This is a genomic window from Hyphomonas sp. (genome assembly GCF_046313975.1).
Taxonomy (GTDB): Bacteria; Pseudomonadota; Alphaproteobacteria; order Caulobacterales; family Hyphomonadaceae; genus Hyphomonas.
In genome coordinates this window covers 15,530-37,526 of sequence record NZ_JBKBXB010000031.1, presented here as the reverse complement: position 1 = coordinate 37,526, position 21,997 = coordinate 15,530, and the positions used below count along the sequence as shown (strand labels likewise).

Annotated in this window: 23 protein-coding genes and 1 tRNA gene; 14 read left to right on the top strand and 10 right to left on the bottom strand. The window is 63.7% G+C overall.

The genetic code is table 11. The annotated features are described in order from the left end of the window. A partial coding sequence (locus ACK4TE_RS11590; protein WP_409911674.1) for an enoyl-CoA hydratase-related protein occupies positions 1-262 on the bottom strand: 262 nt, incomplete at its 3' end. 133 nt (positions 263-395) lie between these two features. Here ACK4TE_RS11590 and ACK4TE_RS11585 point away from each other — a divergent pair. The 8 genes from ACK4TE_RS11585 (at position 396) to ACK4TE_RS11550 (ending at position 9,138) form a co-directional block, all read left to right on the top strand. Further along, positions 396-1,325 (top strand): sterol desaturase family protein, encoded by a 930-nt coding sequence (locus ACK4TE_RS11585; RefSeq protein WP_409911673.1) that lies wholly within the window; start codon positions 396-398, stop codon positions 1,323-1,325. Continuing rightward, the gene (locus ACK4TE_RS11580; protein WP_409911672.1) at positions 1,322-1,723 is read left to right on the top strand and encodes a ketosteroid isomerase-related protein; all 402 of its coding nucleotides are present in this window, start codon (positions 1,322-1,324) and stop codon (positions 1,721-1,723) included. The genes ACK4TE_RS11585 and ACK4TE_RS11580 overlap by 4 nt, the downstream gene beginning before the upstream one ends. Next, a complete protein-coding gene (locus ACK4TE_RS11575) occupies positions 1,720-2,304 on the top strand; it encodes an N-acetyltransferase family protein (RefSeq protein ID WP_409911671.1) in 585 nt (194 codons plus the stop codon). The genes ACK4TE_RS11580 and ACK4TE_RS11575 overlap by 4 nt, the downstream gene beginning before the upstream one ends. Before the next feature lie 85 nt (positions 2,305-2,389). After that, positions 2,390-4,027, top strand: a complete 1,638-nt coding sequence (locus ACK4TE_RS11570) for a M28 family metallopeptidase (RefSeq protein ID WP_409911670.1) — start codon at positions 2,390-2,392, stop codon at positions 4,025-4,027. Between the two features lie 31 nt (positions 4,028-4,058). Then, complete coding sequence (locus ACK4TE_RS11565; RefSeq protein ID WP_409911669.1) at positions 4,059-5,606, top strand: acyl-CoA synthetase; 1,548 nt, start codon at positions 4,059-4,061, stop codon at positions 5,604-5,606. A 60-nt stretch (positions 5,607-5,666) separates the two neighbouring features. Then, positions 5,667-7,001 (top strand): GH1 family beta-glucosidase, encoded by a 1,335-nt coding sequence (locus ACK4TE_RS11560; protein WP_409911668.1) that lies wholly within the window; start codon positions 5,667-5,669, stop codon positions 6,999-7,001. After that, positions 6,998-8,140 carry an aminotransferase class V-fold PLP-dependent enzyme gene (locus ACK4TE_RS11555; RefSeq protein WP_409911667.1) on the top strand — a complete coding sequence of 381 codons (1,143 nt, stop codon included), beginning with the start codon at positions 6,998-7,000 and terminating at the stop codon, positions 8,138-8,140. The genes ACK4TE_RS11560 and ACK4TE_RS11555 overlap by 4 nt, the downstream gene beginning before the upstream one ends. A 140-nt stretch (positions 8,141-8,280) precedes the next feature. Continuing rightward, complete coding sequence (locus ACK4TE_RS11550; RefSeq protein ID WP_409911666.1) at positions 8,281-9,138, top strand: glycosyltransferase family 8 protein; 858 nt, start codon at positions 8,281-8,283, stop codon at positions 9,136-9,138. A gap of 6 nt (positions 9,139-9,144) precedes the next feature. On the opposite strand, the gene ACK4TE_RS11545 is transcribed toward ACK4TE_RS11550, so the two are convergent. Next, on the bottom strand, positions 9,145-9,507 hold the full coding sequence (locus ACK4TE_RS11545; protein WP_409911665.1) for a hypothetical protein: 363 nt from the start codon (positions 9,505-9,507) through the stop codon (positions 9,145-9,147). Positions 9,508-9,639: 132 nt separating this feature from the next. On the opposite strand from ACK4TE_RS11545, the gene ACK4TE_RS11540 reads away from it, so the two are divergent. From ACK4TE_RS11540 to ACK4TE_RS11520, 5 genes are all read left to right on the top strand, one after another. Beyond that, on the top strand, positions 9,640-10,095 hold the full coding sequence (locus ACK4TE_RS11540; protein WP_409911664.1) for a MaoC family dehydratase: 456 nt from the start codon (positions 9,640-9,642) through the stop codon (positions 10,093-10,095). Positions 10,096-10,221: 126 nt separating this feature from the next. Next, on the top strand, positions 10,222-10,629 hold the full coding sequence (gene msrB / locus ACK4TE_RS11535) for a peptide-methionine (R)-S-oxide reductase MsrB (protein ID WP_409911663.1): 408 nt from the start codon (positions 10,222-10,224) through the stop codon (positions 10,627-10,629). 118 nt (positions 10,630-10,747) lie between these two features. After that, entirely contained in the window at positions 10,748-12,907 is a 2,160-nt protein-coding gene (locus tag ACK4TE_RS11530; RefSeq protein ID WP_409911676.1) for a S9 family peptidase, read from the top strand. 6 nt (positions 12,908-12,913) lie between these two features. Beyond that, entirely contained in the window at positions 12,914-13,375 is a 462-nt protein-coding gene (locus tag ACK4TE_RS11525; protein ID WP_409911662.1) for a hypothetical protein, read from the top strand. Between the two features lie 70 nt (positions 13,376-13,445). Beyond that, positions 13,446-13,523 (top strand) — tRNA-Pro (locus ACK4TE_RS11520). Between the two features lie 20 nt (positions 13,524-13,543). Here ACK4TE_RS11520 and ACK4TE_RS11515 read toward each other — a convergent pair. The 5 genes from ACK4TE_RS11515 to ACK4TE_RS11495 all read right to left on the bottom strand — a co-directional run bounded on the left by ACK4TE_RS11515 (position 13,544) and on the right by ACK4TE_RS11495 (position 17,110). After that, on the bottom strand, positions 13,544-14,020 hold the full coding sequence (locus ACK4TE_RS11515) for a MerR family transcriptional regulator (protein WP_409911661.1): 477 nt from the start codon (positions 14,018-14,020) through the stop codon (positions 13,544-13,546). Positions 14,021-14,039: 19 nt separating this feature from the next. Continuing rightward, positions 14,040-14,339: an integration host factor subunit alpha gene (locus ACK4TE_RS11510; RefSeq protein ID WP_409911660.1), complete on the bottom strand. Its 300-nt coding sequence runs from the start codon at positions 14,337-14,339 to the stop codon at positions 14,040-14,042. Between the two features lie 87 nt (positions 14,340-14,426). Beyond that, a complete protein-coding gene (locus ACK4TE_RS11505) occupies positions 14,427-15,398 on the bottom strand; it encodes a beta-ketoacyl-ACP synthase III (RefSeq protein WP_409911659.1) in 972 nt (323 codons plus the stop codon). A 29-nt stretch (positions 15,399-15,427) separates the two neighbouring features. Beyond that, entirely contained in the window at positions 15,428-16,462 is a 1,035-nt protein-coding gene (plsX, locus tag ACK4TE_RS11500; RefSeq protein WP_409911658.1) for a phosphate acyltransferase PlsX, read from the bottom strand. 105 nt (positions 16,463-16,567) lie between these two features. After that, entirely contained in the window at positions 16,568-17,110 is a 543-nt protein-coding gene (locus tag ACK4TE_RS11495; RefSeq protein WP_409911657.1) for a ubiquinol-cytochrome C chaperone family protein, read from the bottom strand. 77 nt (positions 17,111-17,187) lie between these two features. On the opposite strand from ACK4TE_RS11495, the gene ACK4TE_RS11490 reads away from it, so the two are divergent. Then, on the top strand, positions 17,188-17,664 hold the full coding sequence (locus tag ACK4TE_RS11490) for an outer membrane protein assembly factor BamE (protein ID WP_409911656.1): 477 nt from the start codon (positions 17,188-17,190) through the stop codon (positions 17,662-17,664). A 75-nt stretch (positions 17,665-17,739) separates the two neighbouring features. Here the strand turns inward: ACK4TE_RS11490 and ACK4TE_RS11485 are convergent, their stop codons facing one another. The 3 genes from ACK4TE_RS11485 to ACK4TE_RS11475 form a co-directional block, all read right to left on the bottom strand. Further along, positions 17,740-19,917 (bottom strand): sodium-translocating pyrophosphatase, encoded by a 2,178-nt coding sequence (locus tag ACK4TE_RS11485; RefSeq protein ID WP_409911655.1) that lies wholly within the window; start codon positions 19,915-19,917, stop codon positions 17,740-17,742. Between the two features lie 113 nt (positions 19,918-20,030). Continuing rightward, positions 20,031-20,990 carry a thiamine-phosphate kinase gene (gene thiL / locus ACK4TE_RS11480; protein WP_409911654.1) on the bottom strand — a complete coding sequence of 320 codons (960 nt, stop codon included), beginning with the start codon at positions 20,988-20,990 and terminating at the stop codon, positions 20,031-20,033. A gap of 23 nt (positions 20,991-21,013) precedes the next feature. Continuing rightward, complete coding sequence (locus tag ACK4TE_RS11475) at positions 21,014-21,970, bottom strand: acetyl-CoA carboxylase carboxyltransferase subunit alpha (protein ID WP_409911653.1); 957 nt, start codon at positions 21,968-21,970, stop codon at positions 21,014-21,016. Positions 21,971-21,997 lie beyond the last annotated feature (27 nt).

Sequence of the window (21,997 nt, the reverse complement as noted above, 5' to 3'; positions counted from 1 at the left end):
CGCCGGCAGCGCGCGCGTCATAGTCGAAGGTCTTGGCGCCCGCCGAAAGGTCCGCTCCGGCGCAGAAGGCACGGTCGCCGTGTCCGGTGACGATGACAACCTTTACATTGTCGTCCTTGTCAGTGATGTCGAACGCCTCGATCATCTCCAGCATCATCACGCCGGTAAACGCGTTCATGTTATTCGGGCGATGGAGGGTCAGCGTGGCGATGCCGTCCTCGATGTCGAGAATGATTTCCTTGAATTCCTTGGGCCGGGCCATGGGCGGATCCTCCTTGATATGCCTGACCCGAGAAGGTGCCCCTTCCCCGACGTCCGTCAAGCGCTGCCGGGGCGGCATGGCCGGAGTGAGGGGCGGGGGTGACGGGCCCGTCATTTTTCGCTAGCGCTGGGCCATGGAGTTCACCTCGTTCCCCGATGTCACCGCGCTGGCCGCGCCGTTTTTCGTCGCCTCGGTCGCCCTCGAATGGTGGGCGGTCAGGACCGGCCGCGCCAAGGGGCGCTACGAGATCAAAGACGCCTTCGCCTCGATGGCGATGGGCATCGGCAATGTCATCGTCAACACACTCACGGGCACCATCGCCCTCTGGATGATGATGCTCGCCTGGCCCTACAGGATCGCCACCATCCCACTCACTTGGTGGACCTTCGCGCTCGGCTTTGTGCTCTACGATCTCGTCTATTACTGGAAGCACCGCTTTGCGCACCGCATGCGCTGGTTCTGGATGGAACACGTCACCCACCATTCCTCCGAGCATTACAACCTGACCACCGCCCTGCGCCAACCCTGGTTCGGCCCGTTCACAGGGCTTATCCTGCTCGGCCTGCCGATGGTCTGGATCGGCTTTCATCCTTACGTCATCGCCCTGATCGGCGGGCTGAACCTGATCTACCAGTTCTGGATTCACACCGAGGCGGTGGACAGAATGCCCCGCTGGTTCGAAGCGGTGATGAACACGCCGTCCCATCACCGGGTCCATCACGCGACCAACCCGCGATACCTCGATGCCAACTATGCCGGCGTGTTCATCATCTGGGACAAGATGTTCGGCAGCTTCGTGCCGGAACTGGACCGCGACAAACCCGTCTACGGAATTGTCAAACCGGTCGGCACCTACAATCCCTTCATCCTCGCCTTCCACGAACTGGGCGGATTGCTCAGGGATTGTTCAAAGGATGGCCTGCGCCCATGGCGCTGGATCGGCCGCGCGATGAATGCCCCGGGCTGGAGCCCCGACGGCCTCCACAACCGTTCCATTGAGCTGAAGAAGGCGTATGTAACAGCCCATCCCGAAGAAGCAGGCCAGCCAGGACTCCCGAAATGACAACCACAACCGATCTCGTCAGCCGCTACTACGCCGCCTTCAACGCGAAGGACTGGACCGGCATGGCGGCCTGCGTGTCCGAACAGATCAACCATTTCGTCAATGAAGGCGACAAGCGCGGCGGACGCGCGGCTTTTGCCGAATTCCTCGCGCATATGGGCGACTGCTATGACGAGCAGCTGTCCGATATCGTGGTGATGCCGTCCGCAGACGGAACACGCGCGGCAGCAGAGTTCATCGTCAACGGCACCTACAAGAAAACCGATCCCGGCCTGCCGGAAGCGCGCGGCCAGACTTACCGCCTGCCCGCTGGCGCATTTTTCGATGTGCAGGATGGCGAGATCACGCGCGTCACCACTTACTACAACCTCAAGGAATGGATCCGCCAGGTCTCGTGAAAACCCGCGCGCTCACCGGCGAGGATCTCGAACGCGCCCTTCCCGCGCTCGCGGCCCTGCGCACCGAGGTGTTCCGGGCCTTCCCGTATCTCTATGCAGGCACGGAAAGCTATGAGCAGCGCTATCTGCGCGACCTTGCCCTAGCGCCGGACAGTTTCATCATCGCCGCCGAAACAGATGATAGCCGCATCATCGGCTGCGCCACCGGCTCCTCCCTGACCGGCCATCACGGCGAATTTGCCGCCCCGCTCGCCAGGGCGGGGTATGACCTCGCCACCACTTTTTATTTCGGCGAGTCCGTCCTGTTGCCACAGTTCCGGGGCAGCGGCCTAGGCCATGTATTCTTCGATGCACGCGAAGCCCATGCCCGCCAGCGCGGCTACCACCGCGCCTGCTTCTGCGCAGTCGAGCGCCCGGCAGACGACCCCCGCCGCCCGGAAGGCTACAGCCCGCTCGACACGTTCTGGACGAAGCGCGGCTACACCAAGCTGCCCGGCATCACGACAAGCTTTTCATGGCCCGTCGAGCCCGGCGGCCCGGACCTTCCCCACCCGATGGCCTACTGGCTGAGAGTGCTGTAGCCGTTCCCGTTGCGTCAGTCGTGGACAGGGCGGCGCGGGGCGATAGAAGTGGGACGTCCATCCCAATTCCGCCCGGAACCTGATCATGCGTGACCTTCGCCTCGCCCTCCTGCCGCTTGCCGCCGCCCTGCTCGCCGCCTGCGCGCCCGAAGCCCAGGCTCCGGCAGAGCTTCCGCCGCCCGATGCCGCGGCAATCGAGGTGCATATGGCCTATCTCGCCTCCGACGATCTGGAAGGCCGCGAAGCCGGGACGCCCGGCTTTGATCTCGCGGCGGAATATGTCGCCGCCGAGTTCGAAAAGATCGGCCTGAAGCCCGCCGGAACGGACGCCACCTGGTATCAGCCGATCGAATTCCTGCGCTCCGTCCGCGCCGAAACCGGACACAGCTTTGAAGCACGGGATGCAAGCGGTACGCTCTTGCCCTTCACCGAAAACCTCAACGTTGCCATCACCGGCTCGCTGCAGGGCGCAGAAACAGCAGTGCAGGGGCAAGCCGTATTCGTCGGCTTCGGCATCGTCGCTCCGGATCTGGGCCGTGACGATTTCGCGGGGCTGGACCTGAACGGCAAGATCGCCGTCGTGCTCGCCGGCACGCCAAAAGGCATCCAGTCGGAAGAGCGCGCGACCTACGGCTCGCGCAAGATGCGCAACATTTCCGAACGCGGCGCCATCGGCGTCGTCCAGCTCGAAACGCCAACGTCGAAAACCGTCTATCCCTTCCAGCGCATCCTCTCGAGCGGCGTTTTGACCAGCGCCTCGCTCGCCTGGCTGAAAGCGGATGGCACGCCCTATTCCGCCGCGCCGAATATCCGCGCGTTCGCCTACGTCCCGGTTGAAGCTGCCGCGCCCCTGTTCGCAGGCGCGCCGATGGACTGGGACGCCGTGCAGGCCGCTGCCGAAGCAGACGGCGGCGCTGTGCAGGGCTTTGACCTGCCGGCAAGCATCTCGATCTCACAGCGCTCCAATCTGGACTCGGTCTTCTCCTCCAATGTTGTCGGCATGATCGAAGGCACGGACCCCGTGCTCAAGAACGAGGTCATCGTCATCACAGCGCATCTCGACCATATCGGCATCACGCCGACTGTCGGCGAGGACAGCATCAACAATGGCGCGCTCGACAATGCGGCCGGTATCGCCACGATGCTGGATGCTGCGCGGATGCTGAAGAACGGCCCGCCGATGAAGCGCTCGGTCGTGTTCCTTGCGCTGACGGCGGAGGAAAAAGGCCTGCTCGGCGCGCAATACTTCGCGATGAACCCCTCCGTCAGCGGAACACTCGTTGCCAACGTCAATCTCGATATGCCGATCCTGACGCATGAGTTCACCGACATCATTGTCTATGGCGCACCGCGCTCCACCATCGCGCCACATGTCGAATCTGCCGCCGCAGAAATGGGCGTCACCCTCAGCCCCGATCCGAAACCGGATCAGGGCTACTTCACGCGCTCGGACCATTTCCGCTTCGTCGAGGCCAGCATCCCGTCCGTTTATCTGGAACCCGGCTTTGCGAATGGCGGTGAAGCAGCTCATGCTGAACACCTCGCAAACAATTATCACCGCCCGTCCGATGACATGACCAAACCGATCAACTTCGAGTCCGGCGCCCGCTTCGCCGAACTCAATGCCCGCATCGCGCTGGCGCTCGCAAATGCCGACACGCGCCCGCTCTGGAAGAAGGACGACTTCTTCGCCCGCATGTTCAACGGGCCGCAAGAGCCCTGATCCACAGTTTAAAAAATTCCGGAGGAACCCCATGCATCCCTGCCATCACTCAAAATCCCGGCCCGATACGCCGGCCATCATCATGGCCGGTTCAGGCGAAGTCATCACCTTCAAACAACTCGATGACCGCTCCAACCAGATCGCGCATGCGCTGCGCGCTGCCGGATGCGCGCCCGGCGATACGATTGCGATCTTCGCGGAAAACTCGCCGCGCTATTTCGAAATCTGCTGGGCCGCCCAGCGCGCAGGCCTCTATTATGTGGCTGTCTCCTCGCGCCTCACCGCGCCGGAAGTGACCTACATCATCGAGGATTCGGGCGCGAAACTCCTGATCGCCAGTGCCTCGAAAGGCAGCATTGCGAAGGAAGTGAAAGCGGCGACCGGCCTCAAGGACAACTGGTCCATCGACGGTGCGATTGACGGCTTCACGGAGATGGAGCGCCATGTCGCCGGCTTCCCAGCAACCCCGATTGCCGACGAGATGGCCGGCACGGACATGCTCTACTCCTCCGGCACCACGGGCCGCCCAAAGGGCATCCGCCCGCCGCTGGAGCGCGGTACGCCCATCGACGGCGACAACGCGCTGATCCAGATCGCCCGCGTCATGTCCGGCGCGACGGATCAGTCCGTGTACCTCTCACCCGCGCCGCTCTACCACGCCGCGCCGCTGCGCTGGTGCATGGCCTTCACGCGCATCGGCGCCACGCTTATCGTGATGGAGAAGTTCGATCCGGAGGACTATCTGCGGCTCGTGCAGAAGTACAAGGTCACGCACTCGCAGCTCGTGCCGACGATGTTCGTGAAGATGCTGAAGCTGCCGGAAGACGTGCGCAAATCCTATGATGTCTCCAGCCTGAAGTTCGCAATTCACGCCGCCGCGCCCTGCCCCATTCCGGTGAAGGAACAGATGATCGCCTGGTGGGGCCCGGTGATCGATGAGTATTATGCCGGCTCCGAAGGCAATGGCATGACCTGGGTGAAAAGCCCCGACTGGCTCGCACACAAGGGCACCGTCGGCCGGCCGGTGCTCGGCGAGCTGCACATCTGCAACGAAGACGGCGATGAAGTTCCGGTCGGCGAAGAAGGCCAGGTCTATTTCGGAGGCACCACGCCGCCGAACTATCACAATGCCCCGGACAAGAACAAAGCCGCACTGAACCCGAAACACCCCGACTGGTCATCGCTTGGCGATGTCGGCAAGGTGGATGCGGAAGGCTTCCTCTATCTCACCGACCGCAAGGCCTTCATGATCATCTCCGGCGGTGTGAACATCTACCCGCAGGAAACCGAGAACATCCTGATCACGCATCCGAAGGTCGCAGATGTGGCAGTGATCGGCGTGCCGGATGAAGACTTTGGCGAAGCGGTGAAGGCGGTCGTCCAGCCTATGCCGGGCGTTGCGCCCTCGGAAGAACTTGCGGCTGAACTGATGGCCTTCTGCGCGGCAAACCTCTCTAAGATCAAATGCCCCAAGAGCATCGACTTCGACCCCGAACTCCCCCGCCATCCCACTGGCAAGCTCTACAAACGCCTCATCCGTGACCGCTACTGGGGCAACAAGGACAGCCGGATCGTCTAGGCGGGCTTGCAGCGCGGCGCCGGCCATCGCAACATCCCGGCAGATACCGGGAGGAAGCAAATGGTCAGCCGCAGTGATTTTCCGGAGGACTTTGTCTGGGGCGCATCAACTGCGTCCTATCAGATAGAGGGCGGCTACCAGGAAGGCGGGCGCGGGCTCAGCATCTGGGATGCGTTCAGCGCCGAGCCCGGCCGGGTGAAGAACGGCGACACCGGCAACGTCGCCTGCGACCATTATCATCGGTATGCGGAAGATGTCGCCCTGATGAAGGCCGCCAACTTCCGTGCCTATCGCTTCTCTGTCTCATGGAGCCGCGTGCTGGCGGAAGGGCGCGGCACGCCGAATGAGGCCGGGCTCGACTTCTATGACAGGCTCACGGACGAACTCCTGAAGAACGGCGTTGAACCCTGGCTCTGCCTCTATCATTGGGACCTGCCTCTGGCACTGCACAAGGCCGGCCTCGGCTGGACGAACCGCGAGATCGTTCCTCTGTTTGCGGACTATGCGGGTGTGCTCGCCAAACGCCTTGGCGACCGGATCCGCACATGGGCCACCTTCAACGAGCCCAACATGTTCACCATGCTCGGCTATGGTGCCGGCGTACATGCCCCCGGCATCCGCGACCGGGAGGCCTGGCTCGATGCCGTGCATCATGTGAACCTCTCGCACGGCGCCGCCATCCGCCGCCTGCGCGCAGACCTGCCATCAGGCGCAAAGCTCGGCACAGTGCCGAACCTGCAACCCGCCCTTCCCGCCACCGATACGGACGAAGACCGCGAAGCCGCCCGCAAGATGGACGCTGCGATGAACCGCGCCACCGCCGACCCGGTCCTCCTCGGCAAATATGATCCGATCACGCGCGACTGGATGGGCGCCCGCATCCGCCCCAGCGATGAAGAGGCGATCTATGCGCCGCTCGACTGGCTGGGCCTCAATCACTATTCGCCGACTTATGCCTCTGCCCGCGCCAATGCGTTCGGCTTCCGCAACATGGACCCGCCGGAAGGCGCGGAGAAAACGCTGATGGGCTGGCATGTCGCGCCGTCCGCCTTCCGCGACATCCTGATCGAGACCTCGCAACGCTACCGCCTGCCGATCTACGTCACCGAAAACGGCATGGCCGACAGTGTCGAGCCGGATGCGAAAGGTGTGGTCAACGATGCAGGGCGCGTCTCCTATCTCGACAGGTATCTCGGCGCGGTTGTCGAAGCGCGTGCGGCAGGGGCAGATGTGCGCGGTTATCTCGTCTGGTCGATGCTGGATAATTTCGAATGGGCGATGGGATATGGGCCGCGTTTCGGGATCGTCCATGTCGACTATGCCACGCTGAAGCGCACGCCCAAGGCCTCCTATCGTTATCTCGCGGGTCTCGCCGGAGCGCCGGTAAGCGCATGAGCCTGATCCCGAACCAGCGCCACCTGTTCGACATTCCGGAGGATGTCACCTTCCTAAATGTCGCAACGATGGGGCCACTGCCGAAGGCCGCCTTCGAGGCGGGACAACGCGGCCTCGCGCGCAAGCTCAGGCCCTGGACTATTCCGGATGCGGACTTTTTCGAGGATACGCGCCAGCTGCGCCCGCTTCTCGCCCGGCTGATCGGCGCGGACGAAGCCGGCATCGCCCTCGTACCGTCTGTCAGCTATGGTCTCGCTGTCGCGGCGCAGAACCTGACCGTCGCACGCGGCCAGAAAATCCTGCTGCTGGAAGACCAGTTTCCGTCAAACGTCTACACCTGGCGCAGGCTCGCGGCAGAAACCGGCGCTGAAATCCGGACGATCTCCGCGCGAGGCAACCAGTCCCTCTCCGAGGCGCTGCTCGATGCCATCGCCGCGGACACCGGCCTCGTCGCCTGCCCGCAAGTGCGCTGGACGGATGGCGCACGGATCGACCTTGCTGCCATCGGCGCGCGCTGCCGCGAGGTTGGTGCCGCGCTGGTGCTCGACCTGACGCAGAGTTGCGGCGCGATGCGCTTTGATGTGAAAGAGGTGCAGCCGGATTTCATGGTTGCCGCCGGCTACAAGTGGCTGCTCGGGCCTTACGCCACTGGCTTCCTTTACGCCGCCCCACACCGCCGCGAAGGCCGCCCGCTTGAAGAAAACTGGATCACCCGCGCGGGCGCCGAGGATTTCTCCCGGCTGATCGACTATACGGACCGCTATGCTCCGGGGGCGGAGCGTTACGATATGGGGGAACGGTCGAACTTCGCGCTGCTTCCTGCCTTCAGGGCCTCGATTGAGCTGATCCTCGGCTGGGGCGTTGACCGGATCGAGACCACACTGGCCCACAGGAACCGGGCCCTCGCCGAAGCCCTGAATGCCCGCGGCCTGCAAGTCGGCCCCGAAACCGGCCGCGGTCCGCATTATCTCGGCGCCCTCCTGCCCGATAGCGCCCCATCAGACCTGATCCAGCGCCTGCGGGCGGAGCAGATTTATGCCTCAAAACGGGGCAATCGCCTGCGGATTACGCCGCATTTATTCACTTCTGATACGGATGTGGAGAGATTCCTGTTGGCGCTGGACAGCATGCTCGGCTAGCCAGTCCGGGTAGAGTGCCCTTGGGAGTTGTGGTCGCAAGATCGCGCAGCATGAGTGAAGCAGGCTCAGATACCCTTCCCGCCGCAGGGTGGGTTCAGGAGGCGTCAGCTGCGCCTCGCACAGACCTTATAAACCTCGCGATGGCCTTCGACCGGGCCTATGCCGCGCACGCGGCAGTCGTGATTGCATCCGCAGTCAGATACCTGCCGCCAGGGTCGGCGCGCATACTCTGCCTGCATGACGGGATCGATGCAGACTATCGGCGCAAGGTCGAAAGCGTCGCGCCGGGGCACGTCTTTCTCTGGGTCGAAGTGACACCAGCCGATATGCCTGCCATGCAGGAGAAGGGATACATCAACCGCGTCTCCCTGTTCCGGCTCGGACTGGAACGATTTGCACCGGCAGACTGGTCGCGCGTCATCTATCTCGATTCCGATCTGGTGATCGGTCACGATCTCACGCCGCTCTGGCATGCCGATCTGGGTGGCCAGCCGATTGGCGCCGTGGCCGATGTCTACCAGACGCCCTCTGCCCTGCAGAACCGGTTCGGCCTGCCACCGGCGCGTGAGGAACTCTACTTCAATGCCGGCGTCCTGGTGATCGATCTCGATGCCGTGCGCCGGACACGCGACCTGTCCTCCTGCCTGCAATTCCTGATCGACAGGAATTTCGATCTCGACTTCCTCGATCAGGACGCGCTCAATGTCACCTTCTGGAACCGCTGGAAACCGCTGAACCTCGCCTGGAACGTGCAGCGCTACCTGCGAATGTCCGATCCGCTGCGCCAGCTCTGGGCGCCGTTCCGCGAACCCGCGATCATCCACTACATCACGAGCGACAAACCCTGGACCCCGCGCGTCTGGCATCCCTGGGCCGGCGCCTACTGGCGCGTGCTGAGCAACACGCCGTTTGCGGAAGAGGTCATCACACGCTACGGCGTCACACTGCGCCACCGCCTTCGTATCCGGCTGCGCTACTGGGCAAGCTTCATTCTCTGACCGGGATCAGAACGTCCAGCTTTCAGGATTTACCGGCGGCTCACCCGCTTTCAGCGCCTGCAGTCCCTTCCGGATACGGAGGATATACCAGATGATCACGGCCATGATGATCACCACACCAAACAGGAAATATGTAAAGACGAGGCCCGTCAGCACATACACCACGCTCCTGGTGAAGAGGCTGAGCTGGTTGTGGTAGTGGGCCGCCGTCAATGTATCTGCCCGCTTGCGGGCGAGTGCAGCGAGGCCGGCGGCGATGAAATTCATGCCCGGCAGGACGAGGCCTAGCAGGAAACCCCAATAGACGAGCCGCGCATGACCGGGTGTGCCGGGCGCCGGGATCAGTCGGGGTCTGGCGGGTTCACTCATTCAGCACACCGGTTCTGTCCCCACCCTTGCGGGCACCGGCGGTGGCGTCAACTGCCCGCCTTGCCCTATCGTAAGCCTTGCGCCGGGCGCCCCGCCGCGCCAGAACAGGCCAAAGCCCTAATGGAGGAACCGATGGCCAACCCCCGCAAGATTGCCTATGCCGACCTTGAATCCCTCGCCGGACAGGAAGTCGGCGTGTCCGACTGGCACACGATCGACCAGAACCGCGTCAACATGTTTGCCGAAGCGACGGGCGACCATCAGTGGATCCACGTCGATGTCGAGAAAGCCACCAAGCTGATGGGCGGCCCGATCGCGCATGGCTTCCTGACGCTGTCGCTTCTGCCGATGCTCGGCGCTGAAGTGCTGCGTGTCGAAGGTGTCACCCGCGGCATCAACTATGGCTCCGACAAGGTGCGCTTCACCAACATGGTGCCGGTCGGCTCCAAGGTCCGCCTGCGCCAGAAATGTCTCTCCGTTGAAGCGAAATCCGGCGGCAAACAGATGAAGATGGAAGCCACCGTCGAAATCGAAGGCAAGGACCGCCCCGCCCTCGTCGCGGAATCGATCACCGTGCTCTACGGCTGATCCGGCCCTCCTGTCAATTTGCCGCGGCCGCTCCGGACCCATCCGGTGCGGCCGTTTCCATTGCGGCTTCCTGAACCGGCAGGGCGACCCTATATTCGGGCGGAGCCGAGCCGTCCGGAGACTTTCATGCCCACACCCCGTATTCCCAAGCGCACCGACGAAGAGTGGCGCGCCCTCCTCGATCCCGAAGCCTACCGTGTCGGGGTGAAGGACGGCACCGAGCGCGCCTTCACGCCCGGCAACTACAATGACGAAAAGCGCGTCGGCATGTACCATTGCAAGGGCTGCGGTACGCCGCTCTGGTCGTCCGAAACCAAGTATGATTCCGGCAGCGGCTGGCCGAGCTTCTGGCAGCCGGTCGATATGGCCGATATCGGCACCAGCACGGACTACAAGCTCGTCTATCCGCGCGTCGAAGTGCATTGCGGCGTGTGCGGCCTGCACATGGGCCATGTGTTCGACGACGGCCCTCAACCGACGGGCCAGCGCTGGTGTATCAATGGCGCCGTGCTGGATTTCCGCCCGAAGGAATAGGTCTGGACAGGCCGCACGGCGCGTTCCAATGTCGCGATAATCGATAAAGGATCGCCCCATGCGTTTCGCACTTCACCTCGCCGGCCTCGCCGCCGCCACATCCCTCATTTCCGGATGCATGATGACTGACAACACTGCCGAAACTTCCCTCGTCGCAGCACCGCCGCCTGCTCCGCCTGTTGCCGCCCGTGTCAGCCATGAGATCACGCAGCTCGGGCGCACGCGGAACGATCCCTATCACTGGCTGAAGGATGAAAACTGGCAGGAGGTGATGCGCGACCCGTCGCTGCTGAATGCCGACATCCGCGCCTATCTCGAGGCCGAGAATGCCTTCACGAAAGCGGTGCTGGAAGACCCGACCACCGCTCTGCGCGAGGAACTGTTTGCAGAGATGCGTGGACGCATCAAGGAAGATGACACCTCGCTGCCCTCCATCGATGGAGACTGGGCCTATTACACTCGCTTCCGCGAAGGCGGCGAGTACGCGATCTATGCCCGCCGCCCCGCTGCGCAGGCTTTCGACGACACCGCACCGGAAACGATCCTGCTGGACGGTGACGAACTGGGCAAGGATCAGGACTATTTCGCCTTCAACGATATCGAAGTCTCGCCCGATCACAAATATGTCGCCTACGCGACCGACCTGAAAGGCAGCGAATTCTACACGATCCGTGTAAAGAACATCGAGACCGGCGAGCTGACGCCCACCGTGATCGAGAATGCCTACGGTGCCTTCGAATGGAGCAAGACCGGCAAGGCGATCTTCTGGGTGCACCGCGACACCAACAGCCGCCCGGATGCGGTCTACCAGCGCAACATCGAGACCGGCGAAGATACGCTGATCTACGAGGAAAAAGACCCCGGGTTCTTCGTGGGGCTTGGCACCAGTGAGAGTGACGAGGTGATCTTCGTCTCCGCCGGTGGCCACACCACTTCGGAAGTCTACTGGTTCCCGTCGGATGAAATGAACCCCACACTCCGCCTGATTGCCCCGCGCGAGACGGATACGGAATATTCCGTCACACACTGGGATGGTGCATTCTATATGGTCACCAACGCCGGCGGCGCGGTCGATTTCAAGCTGGTGAAGGCGCCCATGAACGCCAACTCGCGCGAAGCGTGGCAGGATGTCATCCCGCACCGCCCCGGCACTTTGCTGCTCGGCGTCAGTGCGCAGAAGGACTATCTCGCCATCATGGAGCGCGAGAATGCCCTGCCCCGCATCGTCATCCGCGCGCGCACCGATGGCAGCTCGCATTCGATCAGCTTTGACGAAGCCGCCTACAGCCTCGGCCTCGACAGCGGCTATACCTATGACGTGCCAATCCTGCGCTTCGACTATGCTTCGCCGACAACGCCCGACCAGGTGTTCGACTACGATTTGAACACCCGAGAGAAAACGCTGCGCAAGACACGCGAAGTGCCCTCGGGTCACAATCCGGCAGACTATGTGGCCGAGCGCATCATGGCCCCGTCATGGGACGGCGCGCTGGTGCCGGTCACGCTGCTGCGCCACAAGGATACGCCGGTCGACGGCACCGCGCCGGTGCTGCTCTATGGCTACGGCTCTTACGGCATCTCGATGCCGGCGGACTTCCGCACCGGCCGCCTCAGCCTCGTCGACCGCGGCTTCATCTACGCCATCGCCCATATCCGCGGCGGCATGGAGAAGGGCTATCAGTGGTACCTTGACGGCAAGCTCGACAAGAAGACGAACACGTTCAAGGATTTTGTCGCCGCCGGGCAATACCTTGTCGATCAGGGCTACACGAAGCGCGGCCACATTGTCGGCCACGGCGGCTCGGCCGGCGGTCTCTTGATGGGCGCCGCGGCGAACATGGACCCCGGCCTGTTCGGCGGCATCATTGCCGCTGTGCCTTTTGTCGATGTGCTCAACACGATGTCGGACGAGAGCCTGCCGCTCACGCCGCCGGAGTGGCCGGAATGGGGCAATCCGCTCACGGACGAAACGGCGTATGACCAGATCCTCGCCTACAGCCCGTATGACCAGGTGACGAAGATGGACTATCCCGCCATGCTGATCACCGGCGGCGTCACCGATCCGCGCGTCACCTACTGGGAGCCTGCCAAATGGGCCGCCAAGCTGCGCCATGAAGCGCCGGAGGCCGGTCCCTACTTCCTGCGCATCAACATGGATGCCGGCCATGGCGGCGCCTCGGGCCGTTTCGAGGGCCTGAAGGAAGTGGCGACCGAATATGCCTTTGCGCTGGCCACGGTCGGCAAGACAGAAAGCCTGGACCTGCAGCGCAAGGAATAGGGGCCCGTGCTCTATTTCCTCGACTGCGAGTTCAACGGGTTCGGCGGCGAGCTGATCAGTCTCGCGCTCGCCGCCGAGACCGGTCGGGAACTCTATCTCGCCCGTCCGCGCGAGGAACTGGAGCGCCTCAGCCTCCACCCCTGGGTCGCGGCACATGTCATGCCGCTGATCGACCTGCCGGAGGCGACACCGGAAGTCCTACCCCGCGGCCAGTTTGCGGCACGCCTGCGCCAGTTCCTGCAAGGCGATCCCGCACCGGTCGTGATCGCCGACTGGCCTGAGGACATCTCGCATTTCATGCAATGCCTGATCGTCTCGCCCGGCCAGATGATCCTGATCCCCAACCTCACCCTGCGCCTCATCCACGCCCCGCCCTGGCCGGACGACCTGGACGGCGCGGTTGCCCACAATGCCTTGTGGGATGCGCGGGCCCTTCGCTACGGCGTACTGGGGGAAAACCCGGCCTGACAGGCCCTGCAGAGCGCGGGATTATCCCGGTTGCAGGCGCAGGAGGCTTTGCCTATACAGCGCGTTCGGTCGGAGCGTGGCGCAGCCCGGTTAGCGCACTAGTCTGGGGGACTAGGGGTCGTGGGTTCGAATCCCGCCGCTCCGACCATTTCACCCCGAAAATCAGGTTCAGGCGACCCGGCGCGCGCGCAGCGCGTCGATGCGGCTCTTGATGTCGCTGAGTTCGCGCAGCGCGCCTTCGAGACGCTCCTTGCGGGGAGCATCGCCCGAGGCTTCCAGCGCACCGAAAGCCCGCGCGACACTCTCCTGAAGTTCCCGCGCGGGGCTTGTTGGTGGTTCGACGGCGCCGAGCTTGACGCTACCGTTCAGCACCGCCTCGATGCCCTGCTCCGCGAGGATCGTTTTCGCGCCCTTCAGCGTCATGCCGCGCTCATGAACCAGCGCGCGGATGGCGCGCAGGGCGTCCATGTCTTCCGGGCGGAACATGCGCCGGCCGTCGGGACGCTTCACCGGGCGCACGTCCTTCGGGAATCGCGTCTCCCAATAGCGCAGCACATGCGTCTCGAGCCCCAGCTCGCTTGCCGCTTCACCAATCGACCGGAAGGCTGCCGAAGACTTTTCGATCCGGGACTTGAGAGCGGTCATACAGGCATCCTGTCTGGGTTCAGTCCTTGCCGACGAGCGCCTTGAGCATCGGCGACGGACGGAAGGTGACGACCCGGCGGGCCGCAATCGGGGCTTCCTCACCGGTCTTGGGATTGCGCCCTTCGCGGGCGGATTTGGAGCGCACGACGAAGTTGCCGAAACGGGCGAGCTTCACTTCGTTTTCCTGTTCGAGGGCGGCGCCGATCAGCTCGAGTGTGCGGTCGAGCAGGTCTGCCGATTCCTGGCGGGTCACGCCGACTTCGCGCACGATGGCTTCGGTAACTTCAGCCCGGGTGACGGTTTCGCTGTCGTTGCTCATTGGCCTTTTCCCCTTAGATTAAAGCCTAAGCCCGGTATCTTAACGAATTCCTAGCGCCGGCGTTAGCGGAATCTGGCCTTCGGGGGATTACAGTCTGAACAGGCTGGCGCCCCATGAGAAGCCGCCGCCCATCGCTTCCGACAGAATCAGATCGCCCGGCTTGGCACGCCCGGTGCGCACGGCATGGTCGAGCGCCAGCGGAATCGAGGCGGCCGACGTGTTGGCGTGGCGGTCAACCGTGATGACCACCTTCTCCTCCGGGATGTTCAGTTTCTTCGCCACGCCGTCGAGGATGCGCTTGTTGGCCTGGTGGGGCACGAACCAGTCGATGTTGTCCGACGTCAGGCCGGTCTCTTCCAGCACCGCTTCGATGGCGGCGGAGATATTGGCGACCGCATGCTTGAATACGCGGTTTCCTTCCATGCGGACATGGCCGATCGTGCCGGTGGAGCTGACGCCGCCATCGACATAGAGCAGGTCGGATTTCGTGCCGTCGGTGCGGATATGATGCGTGATGATGCCTTCATCGGCAGCGAACTCGCCCTCGCGGACTTCCAGCACGACCGCGCCGCCGCCATCGCCGAACAGCACGCAGGTGCCCCGGTCCGACCAGTCGATGATGCGCGTGAAGGTCTCTGCGCCGATCACCAGCGCGCGCTTGAACAGGCCCTGTTTCAGCATCGAATCGGCCGTAGCCAGCGCGAAGAGGAAACCGGAGCAGACCGCCTGCACGTCAAACGCCGCGCCGTGAGAAATGCCGAGCTTCGCCTGCACCGCTGTAGCCGTCGCCGGGAAGGTGCGATCCGGCGTCGTCGTCGCCAGCACGATCAGGTCGATGGACGAGGCATCAATGCTCGCCGCCTGCAGGGCCCGCCGCGCCGCTTCGGTCGCGATGTCCGAAGTCAATTCGCCATCCGCTGCGACATGGCGCTGACGGATACCTGTGCGTTCCTGGATCCACGCGTCGGAGGTTTCCACCATTTCCGACAATTCGTCATTCGTGAGCACGCGCTCCGGAAGGTAACTGCCTGTCCCGCAAATGAAACTGCGCCGCGCCATGCTGTGTTCCTTATGATTCCGCCGGGCCGCTATTCAGCGGCAACTCCGCCGGTTCCGATCCGTGCGAGGTTGGCGGCGATTTCGGTCTGGAAATCACTGCCGGCGAGGTCCGCGGCCATCTCGCAGGCCCGCGCAAAACCGCGTGCATCTGCACCGCCATGGCTCTTCACGGATATCCCGCCGAGGCCGAGCAGGACGCCGCCATTCACATTGCTCGGGTCCATCAGGGAACGGAGCTTCTTCAGCCCGCCCATCGCGAGCGCGGCGCCGGCCTTGGACACCAGGTTTTCCGTGAACGCATCGCGCATCCGGCTTGCCAGCATGCGCGCAACGCCTTCGCCGGTCTTGAGCGCCACGTTGCCCGTGAAGCCATCCGTGACCACGACGTCCACTTCGCCTGCCGAAATATCATCGCCTTCGATGAAACCGCGATAGTCGATGTTCAGCCCGGCGGCACGCAGCCACTCATGCGCTTCGCGCACTTCTTCATGGCCCTTCATCTCTTCCGAGCCGATATTCAGAAGGCCGACAGTCGGGCGTGCAATTCCGAGCGTTGCCCGTGCAAACGCCTCGCCCATGATTGCGAAGGTCACCAGCTGCTGCGCATCGGCTTCCACATTGGCGCCGACATCCAGAATGATCGTGCGCCCCCGCAGCGTCGGCCACACGGCCGTCATGGCCGGGCGGTGCACGCCCTCCATCTTGCGCAGCGCCAGCATCGAGATCGCCATCAACGCGCCGGTATTGCCGGCGGAGACAGACGCGCCCGCGCGCCCGTCCTTCACCGCCTCGACGGCATTCCACATCGACGTGCCTTTGCCCCGGCGCAGTGCCTGGCTCGGCTTCATGTCCGAGGTGATTTTCTCGGCGGCATGCAGGACTGTCACCCGGCCGGCCATAGCAGGCTTAGCGGCGACCAGCGGCGCGAGCAGCGCCTCATCGCCATGCAGCAACACGGAGAGATCCGGGCGGGCCGAAAGGAATTCGGCGACCCCATCGATGACGATGCCGGGAGCATCGTCTCCGCCCATGGCGTCAACGGAAAGTGTCTGCTTGGGGTGCATTCTGTCCTGTGCCTGACGTTTCCGGCCAGATTGGTCTGTTTCGGCGTGGTTTAAGCGTCGCCGGGGGGCAACGCAACGGGAGAGATGCGGCTCCCCTCCGGCGGATTACACAAGCGGAATGATCCAGTCGAAAGCCCCGGCAAGGATTTCCGCGTCCGGTTGCGCGTCCAGATGAGCCAGCATGGCCCGCGCGGCAGCGGCCAGCCTGCCGGCATCCGGCGCGGCCACCATGCCGTTACGGCGCAGCACTGCCGCCAAGCCGTCATCGGCATCCTCAGGGCGGTCCAAGGCCGCAAACAACGCCCTTCCCATCCCTGCGTGCGCCTGCGCCGTCTTGCGCACCTTGCGGGCAATCGAATGGTCGCCCACCCCGGTTTCCCGGTGGGCCGCGTCAAATCCGTCCAGCACGCGTTCATCCAGCCGCGCCGCCAGCGCTGCCGCTTCAGGCCCACCGATTCGCCTCAGGCGCGACAGGGCAAGGCTGGTCAGCAGCGTCACCATCCCTGCCCGGCCCTCAAAAGTGTCCGGCACGCCTAGATGCGTGTAGTGCGCCGGCTCCAGCGCATGATGCAGCAGGCGACGGTATGCTTCCGCAGCCGCCTTCCTTTCGGCGGCACGGCGAGGGAACAAGGCGTCAAAAATGCCCATCAAGGGTGCACTCCCATGCTTGCCAAGCCCCGTTACCTGCCGCTAGGTCTCCGGTCAAAGTCCATTGAGAGTGAACCATGCGCAAATCCGCCCTGCTTGCTGCGAGCCTGCTTGTGCTGCCGCTGACGGCCTGCATCACCCCGGCCCGCGATTTTCATGGCTACATTCCGGATGAGGTGCAGCCTTACGACATCAAGCCAGGCGAAGACTCGCGCTCCAGCGTAATGGCCCAGCTCGGCTCACCCTCGACCAAGGGCGTGTTCGACACCAATACCTGGTTCTACATCTCTGACGTGCAGGAGCGCTTCGCCTTCTACAAGCCGAAGGTAACAGACCGCGCCATCACCGCCATCCGTTTTGGCGAAGATGACATGGTGGACGAGGTGCTGCGCTACACCGCCGCCGATGGCCAGGTGATCAGCTATGCCGCCCGCGAGACACCTACGCGGGGCCGTGAACTCGGCCTGTGGGAGCAGATCTTCGGCACAGTCGGCGCCATGCGCCTGCCAAACACCGACGAACGCACCCCGGACAACCCGACCGGCCGGCGCTGATATCGTTCCAAGGCTCACAATGAAAAAACCCCGGAGTTGCCTCCGGGGTTTTCTTTTTGATCCGTATCCGGATGCTTAGTGGCCCGCGAGGACGGCCAGCATCAGGAGCGCCACAATGTTCGTGATCTTGATCATCGGGTTCACGGCCGGGCCAGAGGTGTCCTTGTAGGGATCGCCCACGGTGTCACCGGTGACGGCAGCCTTGTGGGCTTCGGAGCCCTTGCCGCCGTGGTTGCCGTCTTCGATATACTTTTTCGCGTTATCCCACGCGCCGCCCCCCGAGGTCATCGAGATGGCAACGAACAGGCCGGTCACGATCACGCCGAGAAGCATGGCGCCGACCGAGGCCAGAGCCGCACCCGAACCCGCAATCAGGAAGATCGCAATGAACAGCACAATCGGCGAAAGCACTGGCAGCAGCGAAGGCACGATCATTTCCTTGATCGCAGCCTGGGTCAGCATGTCCACGGCGCGGCCATAGTCGGGCTTCACTTCGCCCTTCATGATGCCTGGCATTTCGCGGAACTGGCGGCGGACTTCTTCGACCACCGACTGGGCTGCACGGCCCACGGCCATCATCGACATGCCGCCGAACAGGAACGGCAGCAGGCCGCCGAACAGCAGGCCGACCACGACGTAGGGGTTGGCAATCGAGAAGTCGACCGTGACGTTATAGAAGAACGAGCCTTCCACGGCCTTCGCCGAGAAGTATTTCAGATCCTCCGCATACGCCGCAAACAGCACGAGGGCACCGAGACCGGCAGAGCCGATGGCGTAGCCTTTCGTGACCGCCTTGGTCGTGTTGCCGACTGCGTCGAGCGCATCGGTCGTCTTGCGGACTTCCGACGGCAGTTCCGCCATCTCGGCAATGCCGCCCGCATTGTCGGTCACCGGACCGAACGCGTCGAGCGCAACGATGATACCGGCAAGCGCCAGCATCGTCGTGGTGGCAATCGCGATCCCATAAAGGCCTGCGAGATTGTAGGTGAGCAGGATGCCGCCGATGATGGTGAGCGCCGGCAAAGCCGTTGCTTCCAGCGAGACAGCGAGGCCCTGGATGACGTTCGTGCCGTGGCCAGACTCAGAGGCTTTCGCCACCGAACGCACCGGACGGTACTTCGTCTCGGTATAGTAAGCCGTGATCACGACGATCAGCAGGGTGACGAACAGGCCGACCACGCCGCAGGCAAACAGCTTCCAGCCGGTGATATCCGCCGCTTCACCCGTCAGCGGGTTGACGAGGCCGAGCAGGTCGCCCGCGCCTTCCATCGTGCCGGCAAGGCCGCCCGGAAGAACCGTCTGGATGGCGACGCCCAGTCCGACCACGGACAGAACACCGGTCACGATCAGCGATTTGTAGAGCGCGCCCATGACGTCGGTCGAACCCTTCGCCAGCGTGGCAAAGAACGAACCGATGATCGAGGTGACGATACACACCGCGCCAATGGCGAGGGGCAGCATCATGATCTCGCCGATATAAGGCGTGGAGGCGAAGTAGATGCCGCCAAGGACCATGGTGGCGACGAGCGTCACCGCATAGGTCTCGAACAGGTCCGCCGCCATGCCGGCGCAATCGCCCACGTTGTCGCCGACGTTGTCCGCGATGGTGGCGGGGTTACGCGGATCATCTTCCGGAATACCGGCTTCGACCTTGCCGACCATGTCGCCGCCGACATCCGCACCCTTGGTGAAGATACCGCCGCCAAGACGGGCGAAGATCGAGATCAGCGAAGCACCAAAGCCGAGCGCGACGAGCGAATCGATGATTTCGCGCTTCTGGCCATCATCGGTGAGCGAGAGCGCCATCGGGCCAGTGAGCAGGCCGTAATAGCCAACGATGCCGAGGAGGGCGAGGCCGACCACGAGCATGCCGGTGATCGCGCCCGATTTGAACGCCATCTGCAGGCCTTCGTTTAGGCCCTTGCGCGAGGCTTCCGTCGTGCGGACGTTGGCCTGCACGGAGACGCGCATGCCGATGAAGCCGGCAGCGCCCGAGAGCACGGCGCCGATGACAAAGCCCAGCGCAGCTTTCCAGCTGAGTGCGAACACCAGGACGACTGCAACCACCACGCCGACGATGCCAATCGTGCGATACTGGCGGTTGAGATAGGCGTTTGCGCCTTCCTGGATCGCCTGGGCGATCTCGATCATGCGCGGGTTGCCCGAAGGCGCCTTCATGATCGACTGAATTTGAATATAGCCATACGCGATGGCCAGTATGCCCGCACCAAGTGCGAGTATGAACCAGGACATTGGACTTCCTTCCTTTAACCCCTGTTGCCTGACAGCCCCGAACGGGGCTGCAGCAGTCTTATTGCGACGGCTTTGCCTGCCAGCGCCCCTTTTGGGGTGCAACCCGCCTCGCTTCAGGGGCGAGTCGCAGGCATTCCGATTCTGCCATGCTCGAAGCCGATAGTTTCAGGGAGGTTAACAACATCTCCGTGCCAGCTCGCCCCGAGCCCCCGGCCCTCGCTGACTCGCCCGATACGCGAAATCCGCACCTGCTTCAACTCGGCCAGCCGGGGTACGCCCTCCCGCGACTTCGCCGGTGAGGTAAAAAGCAGCTGGTAGTCATCACCCCAGCTGGCCAGATCAATGGCCTCGGCCGGGCCGGAAGCGCCGCCCGCAAACGGCACCGCGTCGAGCTGAACCTCCGCGCGCAGCCCGGACGCCGCCGCCAGTTGCGCCGCATCCCCGAGCAGTCCGTCTGACACGTCCATAGCCGCAGTCGCCAGCTGCGCAATCAGCTCGGCAGTCGCCGCCGGGGGCAGTTCGGGCTCCAGCAGCGCCGCCAGGTGAACGCTCGCCTGCCCTTCCGCCCGCGCCATAAATCCGCGCCGCGGCCCGCCGATCTCGCCGGTCACCCAGAGATCATCGCCGGCCTTCGCTCCGCCGCGGCGAACCAGCGTCTCGCCCACACATTCCCCGGTCAGCGTCAGAGACAGGAACAGGCCCAGCGGGCTCGCCACCGTATCCCCGCCGAGAAGCGCAATGTTCCAGCGCGACAACTCCCCGCCCAGCGCCTCTGCAAACGCCGCCAGATCAGACTCCGGCCGACCCGCAGGCCAGCCGAGCGTCAGCAGCGCCTCACGCGGCAGGGCGCCCGCAGAGAGAATGTCCGACACGTTCACCCGCACGAGCTTGCGCGCGATGCTCGCGATCGGATCGACGGCGAGGAAATGCACGCCCTCCACCATCGCGTCTTTGGTCACCGCGACAGGGCGCTTCCAGGTTCCGAGTTGCGCGGTGTCATCGCTGAGTCCGGCTGCGCCGGCAGAAGTTGCCAGCGGCGCGAAATACTTGCCGATCCAGTCGCGCTCAGCCATTGCGGCGCTGTCCGCTGGCGGTGTCAGAGACCTTCACGGCCGATGGCGTAGAAACGGTCACGCCGCTGGCGGCGCAGCTCTGCCGGCGTCATGCCTTCAAGATCACGCAGCGCGGCGTCCAGCGCCTTCGCGGCTGCTGCCATCGCGCGCTGCGGGTCGCGGTGCGCCCCGCCCACGGGCTCTTTCACGATGCCATCGACAATCTTCGTGCGCAGCAGGTCCGTCGGCGTGATGCCCATCGCCTGCGCGGCATCCTTCGCCTTGGCCGCATCGCGGTAGAGGATCGAGGCGCAGCCCTCCGGCGAGATCACCGAATAGATCGCATATTCCATGATCAGCACACGGTTGGCCGCCGCAATGCCGATGGCGCCGCCGGACATGCCCTCGCCGATGATCAGCGACACGAACGGAACTCCCAGCGACAGCCCGCGCTGCGTGCCGCGCGCAATCGCTTCGGCCTGTCCGCGTTCCTCGCCGCCCTTGCCGGGATAGGCGCCCATCGTATCGGGGAAAGACAGAACCGGCATGTTGAACTTCTCGGCCAGGTCCATAAGGCGCACCGCCTTGCGATAGCCTTCCGGGTTCGCCATGCCGAAATTGTGCTTCAGGCGCTTCTCGGTCGTGCGGCCCTTCTCATGGCCCATGATGACGACCGAGCGGCCGCGGAATTTCGCAAGCCCGCCGATGATCGCCTCATCATTGCCGAACACGCGGTCGCCGGCGAGTTCCTCGAAATCCTCGAAGATCGTGCCGATGAAGTCGGAGAAGTGCGGGCGGTCCGGATGGCGGGCCACTTGCGTGATGCGCCAGGCGTCAAGATCGGAATAGATCTGCTTGAGCTGCTTGGCAGACTTGGTCTTCAGCTTCGCCAGCTCGTCCGTGATCGACGGGCCATCCTTGCGGGCGGCGAGGGCTTCAAGCTCGGCGATCTTCGAATCGAGTTCGGCGATCGGCTTTTCGAATTCCAGATAGGTCGGCATGGGCGTTTCCTAGCAATCTGCCAGCGC

What these genes read in the sequence shown, in the direction of transcription:
- ACK4TE_RS11515 (WP_409911661.1), bottom strand. Translation starts at nt 14,020, where the DNA reads ATGACCGCTCTCAAGTCCCGGATCGAAAAGTCTTCGGCAGCCTTCCGG.
- thiL (WP_409911654.1), bottom strand. Translation starts at nt 20,990, where the DNA reads ATGGCTGAGCGCGACTGGATCGGCAAGTATTTCGCGCCGCTGGCAACT.
- ACK4TE_RS11510 (WP_409911660.1), bottom strand. Translation starts at nt 14,339, where the DNA reads ATGAGCAACGACAGCGAAACCGTCACCCGGGCTGAAGTTACCGAAGCC.
- ACK4TE_RS11570 (WP_409911670.1), top strand. Translation starts at nt 2,390, where the DNA reads ATGCGTGACCTTCGCCTCGCCCTCCTGCCGCTTGCCGCCGCCCTGCTC.
- ACK4TE_RS11490 (WP_409911656.1), top strand. Translation starts at nt 17,188, where the DNA reads ATGCGCAAATCCGCCCTGCTTGCTGCGAGCCTGCTTGTGCTGCCGCTG.
- ACK4TE_RS11580 (WP_409911672.1), top strand. Translation starts at nt 1,322, where the DNA reads ATGACAACCACAACCGATCTCGTCAGCCGCTACTACGCCGCCTTCAAC.
- ACK4TE_RS11475 (WP_409911653.1), bottom strand. Translation starts at nt 21,970, where the DNA reads ATGCCGACCTATCTGGAATTCGAAAAGCCGATCGCCGAACTCGATTCG.
- ACK4TE_RS11550 (WP_409911666.1), top strand. Translation starts at nt 8,281, where the DNA reads ATGGCCTTCGACCGGGCCTATGCCGCGCACGCGGCAGTCGTGATTGCA.
- ACK4TE_RS11560 (WP_409911668.1), top strand. Translation starts at nt 5,667, where the DNA reads ATGGTCAGCCGCAGTGATTTTCCGGAGGACTTTGTCTGGGGCGCATCA.
- ACK4TE_RS11505 (WP_409911659.1), bottom strand. Translation starts at nt 15,398, where the DNA reads ATGGCGCGGCGCAGTTTCATTTGCGGGACAGGCAGTTACCTTCCGGAG.
- ACK4TE_RS11485 (WP_409911655.1), bottom strand. Translation starts at nt 19,917, where the DNA reads ATGTCCTGGTTCATACTCGCACTTGGTGCGGGCATACTGGCCATCGCG.
- ACK4TE_RS11565 (WP_409911669.1), top strand. Translation starts at nt 4,059, where the DNA reads ATGCATCCCTGCCATCACTCAAAATCCCGGCCCGATACGCCGGCCATC.
- ACK4TE_RS11585 (WP_409911673.1), top strand. Translation starts at nt 396, where the DNA reads ATGGAGTTCACCTCGTTCCCCGATGTCACCGCGCTGGCCGCGCCGTTT.
- ACK4TE_RS11545 (WP_409911665.1), bottom strand. Translation starts at nt 9,507, where the DNA reads ATGAGTGAACCCGCCAGACCCCGACTGATCCCGGCGCCCGGCACACCC.
- plsX (WP_409911658.1), bottom strand. Translation starts at nt 16,462, where the DNA reads ATGCACCCCAAGCAGACACTTTCCGTTGACGCCATGGGCGGAGACGAT.
- ACK4TE_RS11540 (WP_409911664.1), top strand. Translation starts at nt 9,640, where the DNA reads ATGGCCAACCCCCGCAAGATTGCCTATGCCGACCTTGAATCCCTCGCC.
- msrB (WP_409911663.1), top strand. Translation starts at nt 10,222, where the DNA reads ATGCCCACACCCCGTATTCCCAAGCGCACCGACGAAGAGTGGCGCGCC.
- ACK4TE_RS11555 (WP_409911667.1), top strand. Translation starts at nt 6,998, where the DNA reads ATGAGCCTGATCCCGAACCAGCGCCACCTGTTCGACATTCCGGAGGAT.
- ACK4TE_RS11495 (WP_409911657.1), bottom strand. Translation starts at nt 17,110, where the DNA reads ATGGGCATTTTTGACGCCTTGTTCCCTCGCCGTGCCGCCGAAAGGAAG.
- ACK4TE_RS11530 (WP_409911676.1), top strand. Translation starts at nt 10,748, where the DNA reads ATGATGACTGACAACACTGCCGAAACTTCCCTCGTCGCAGCACCGCCG.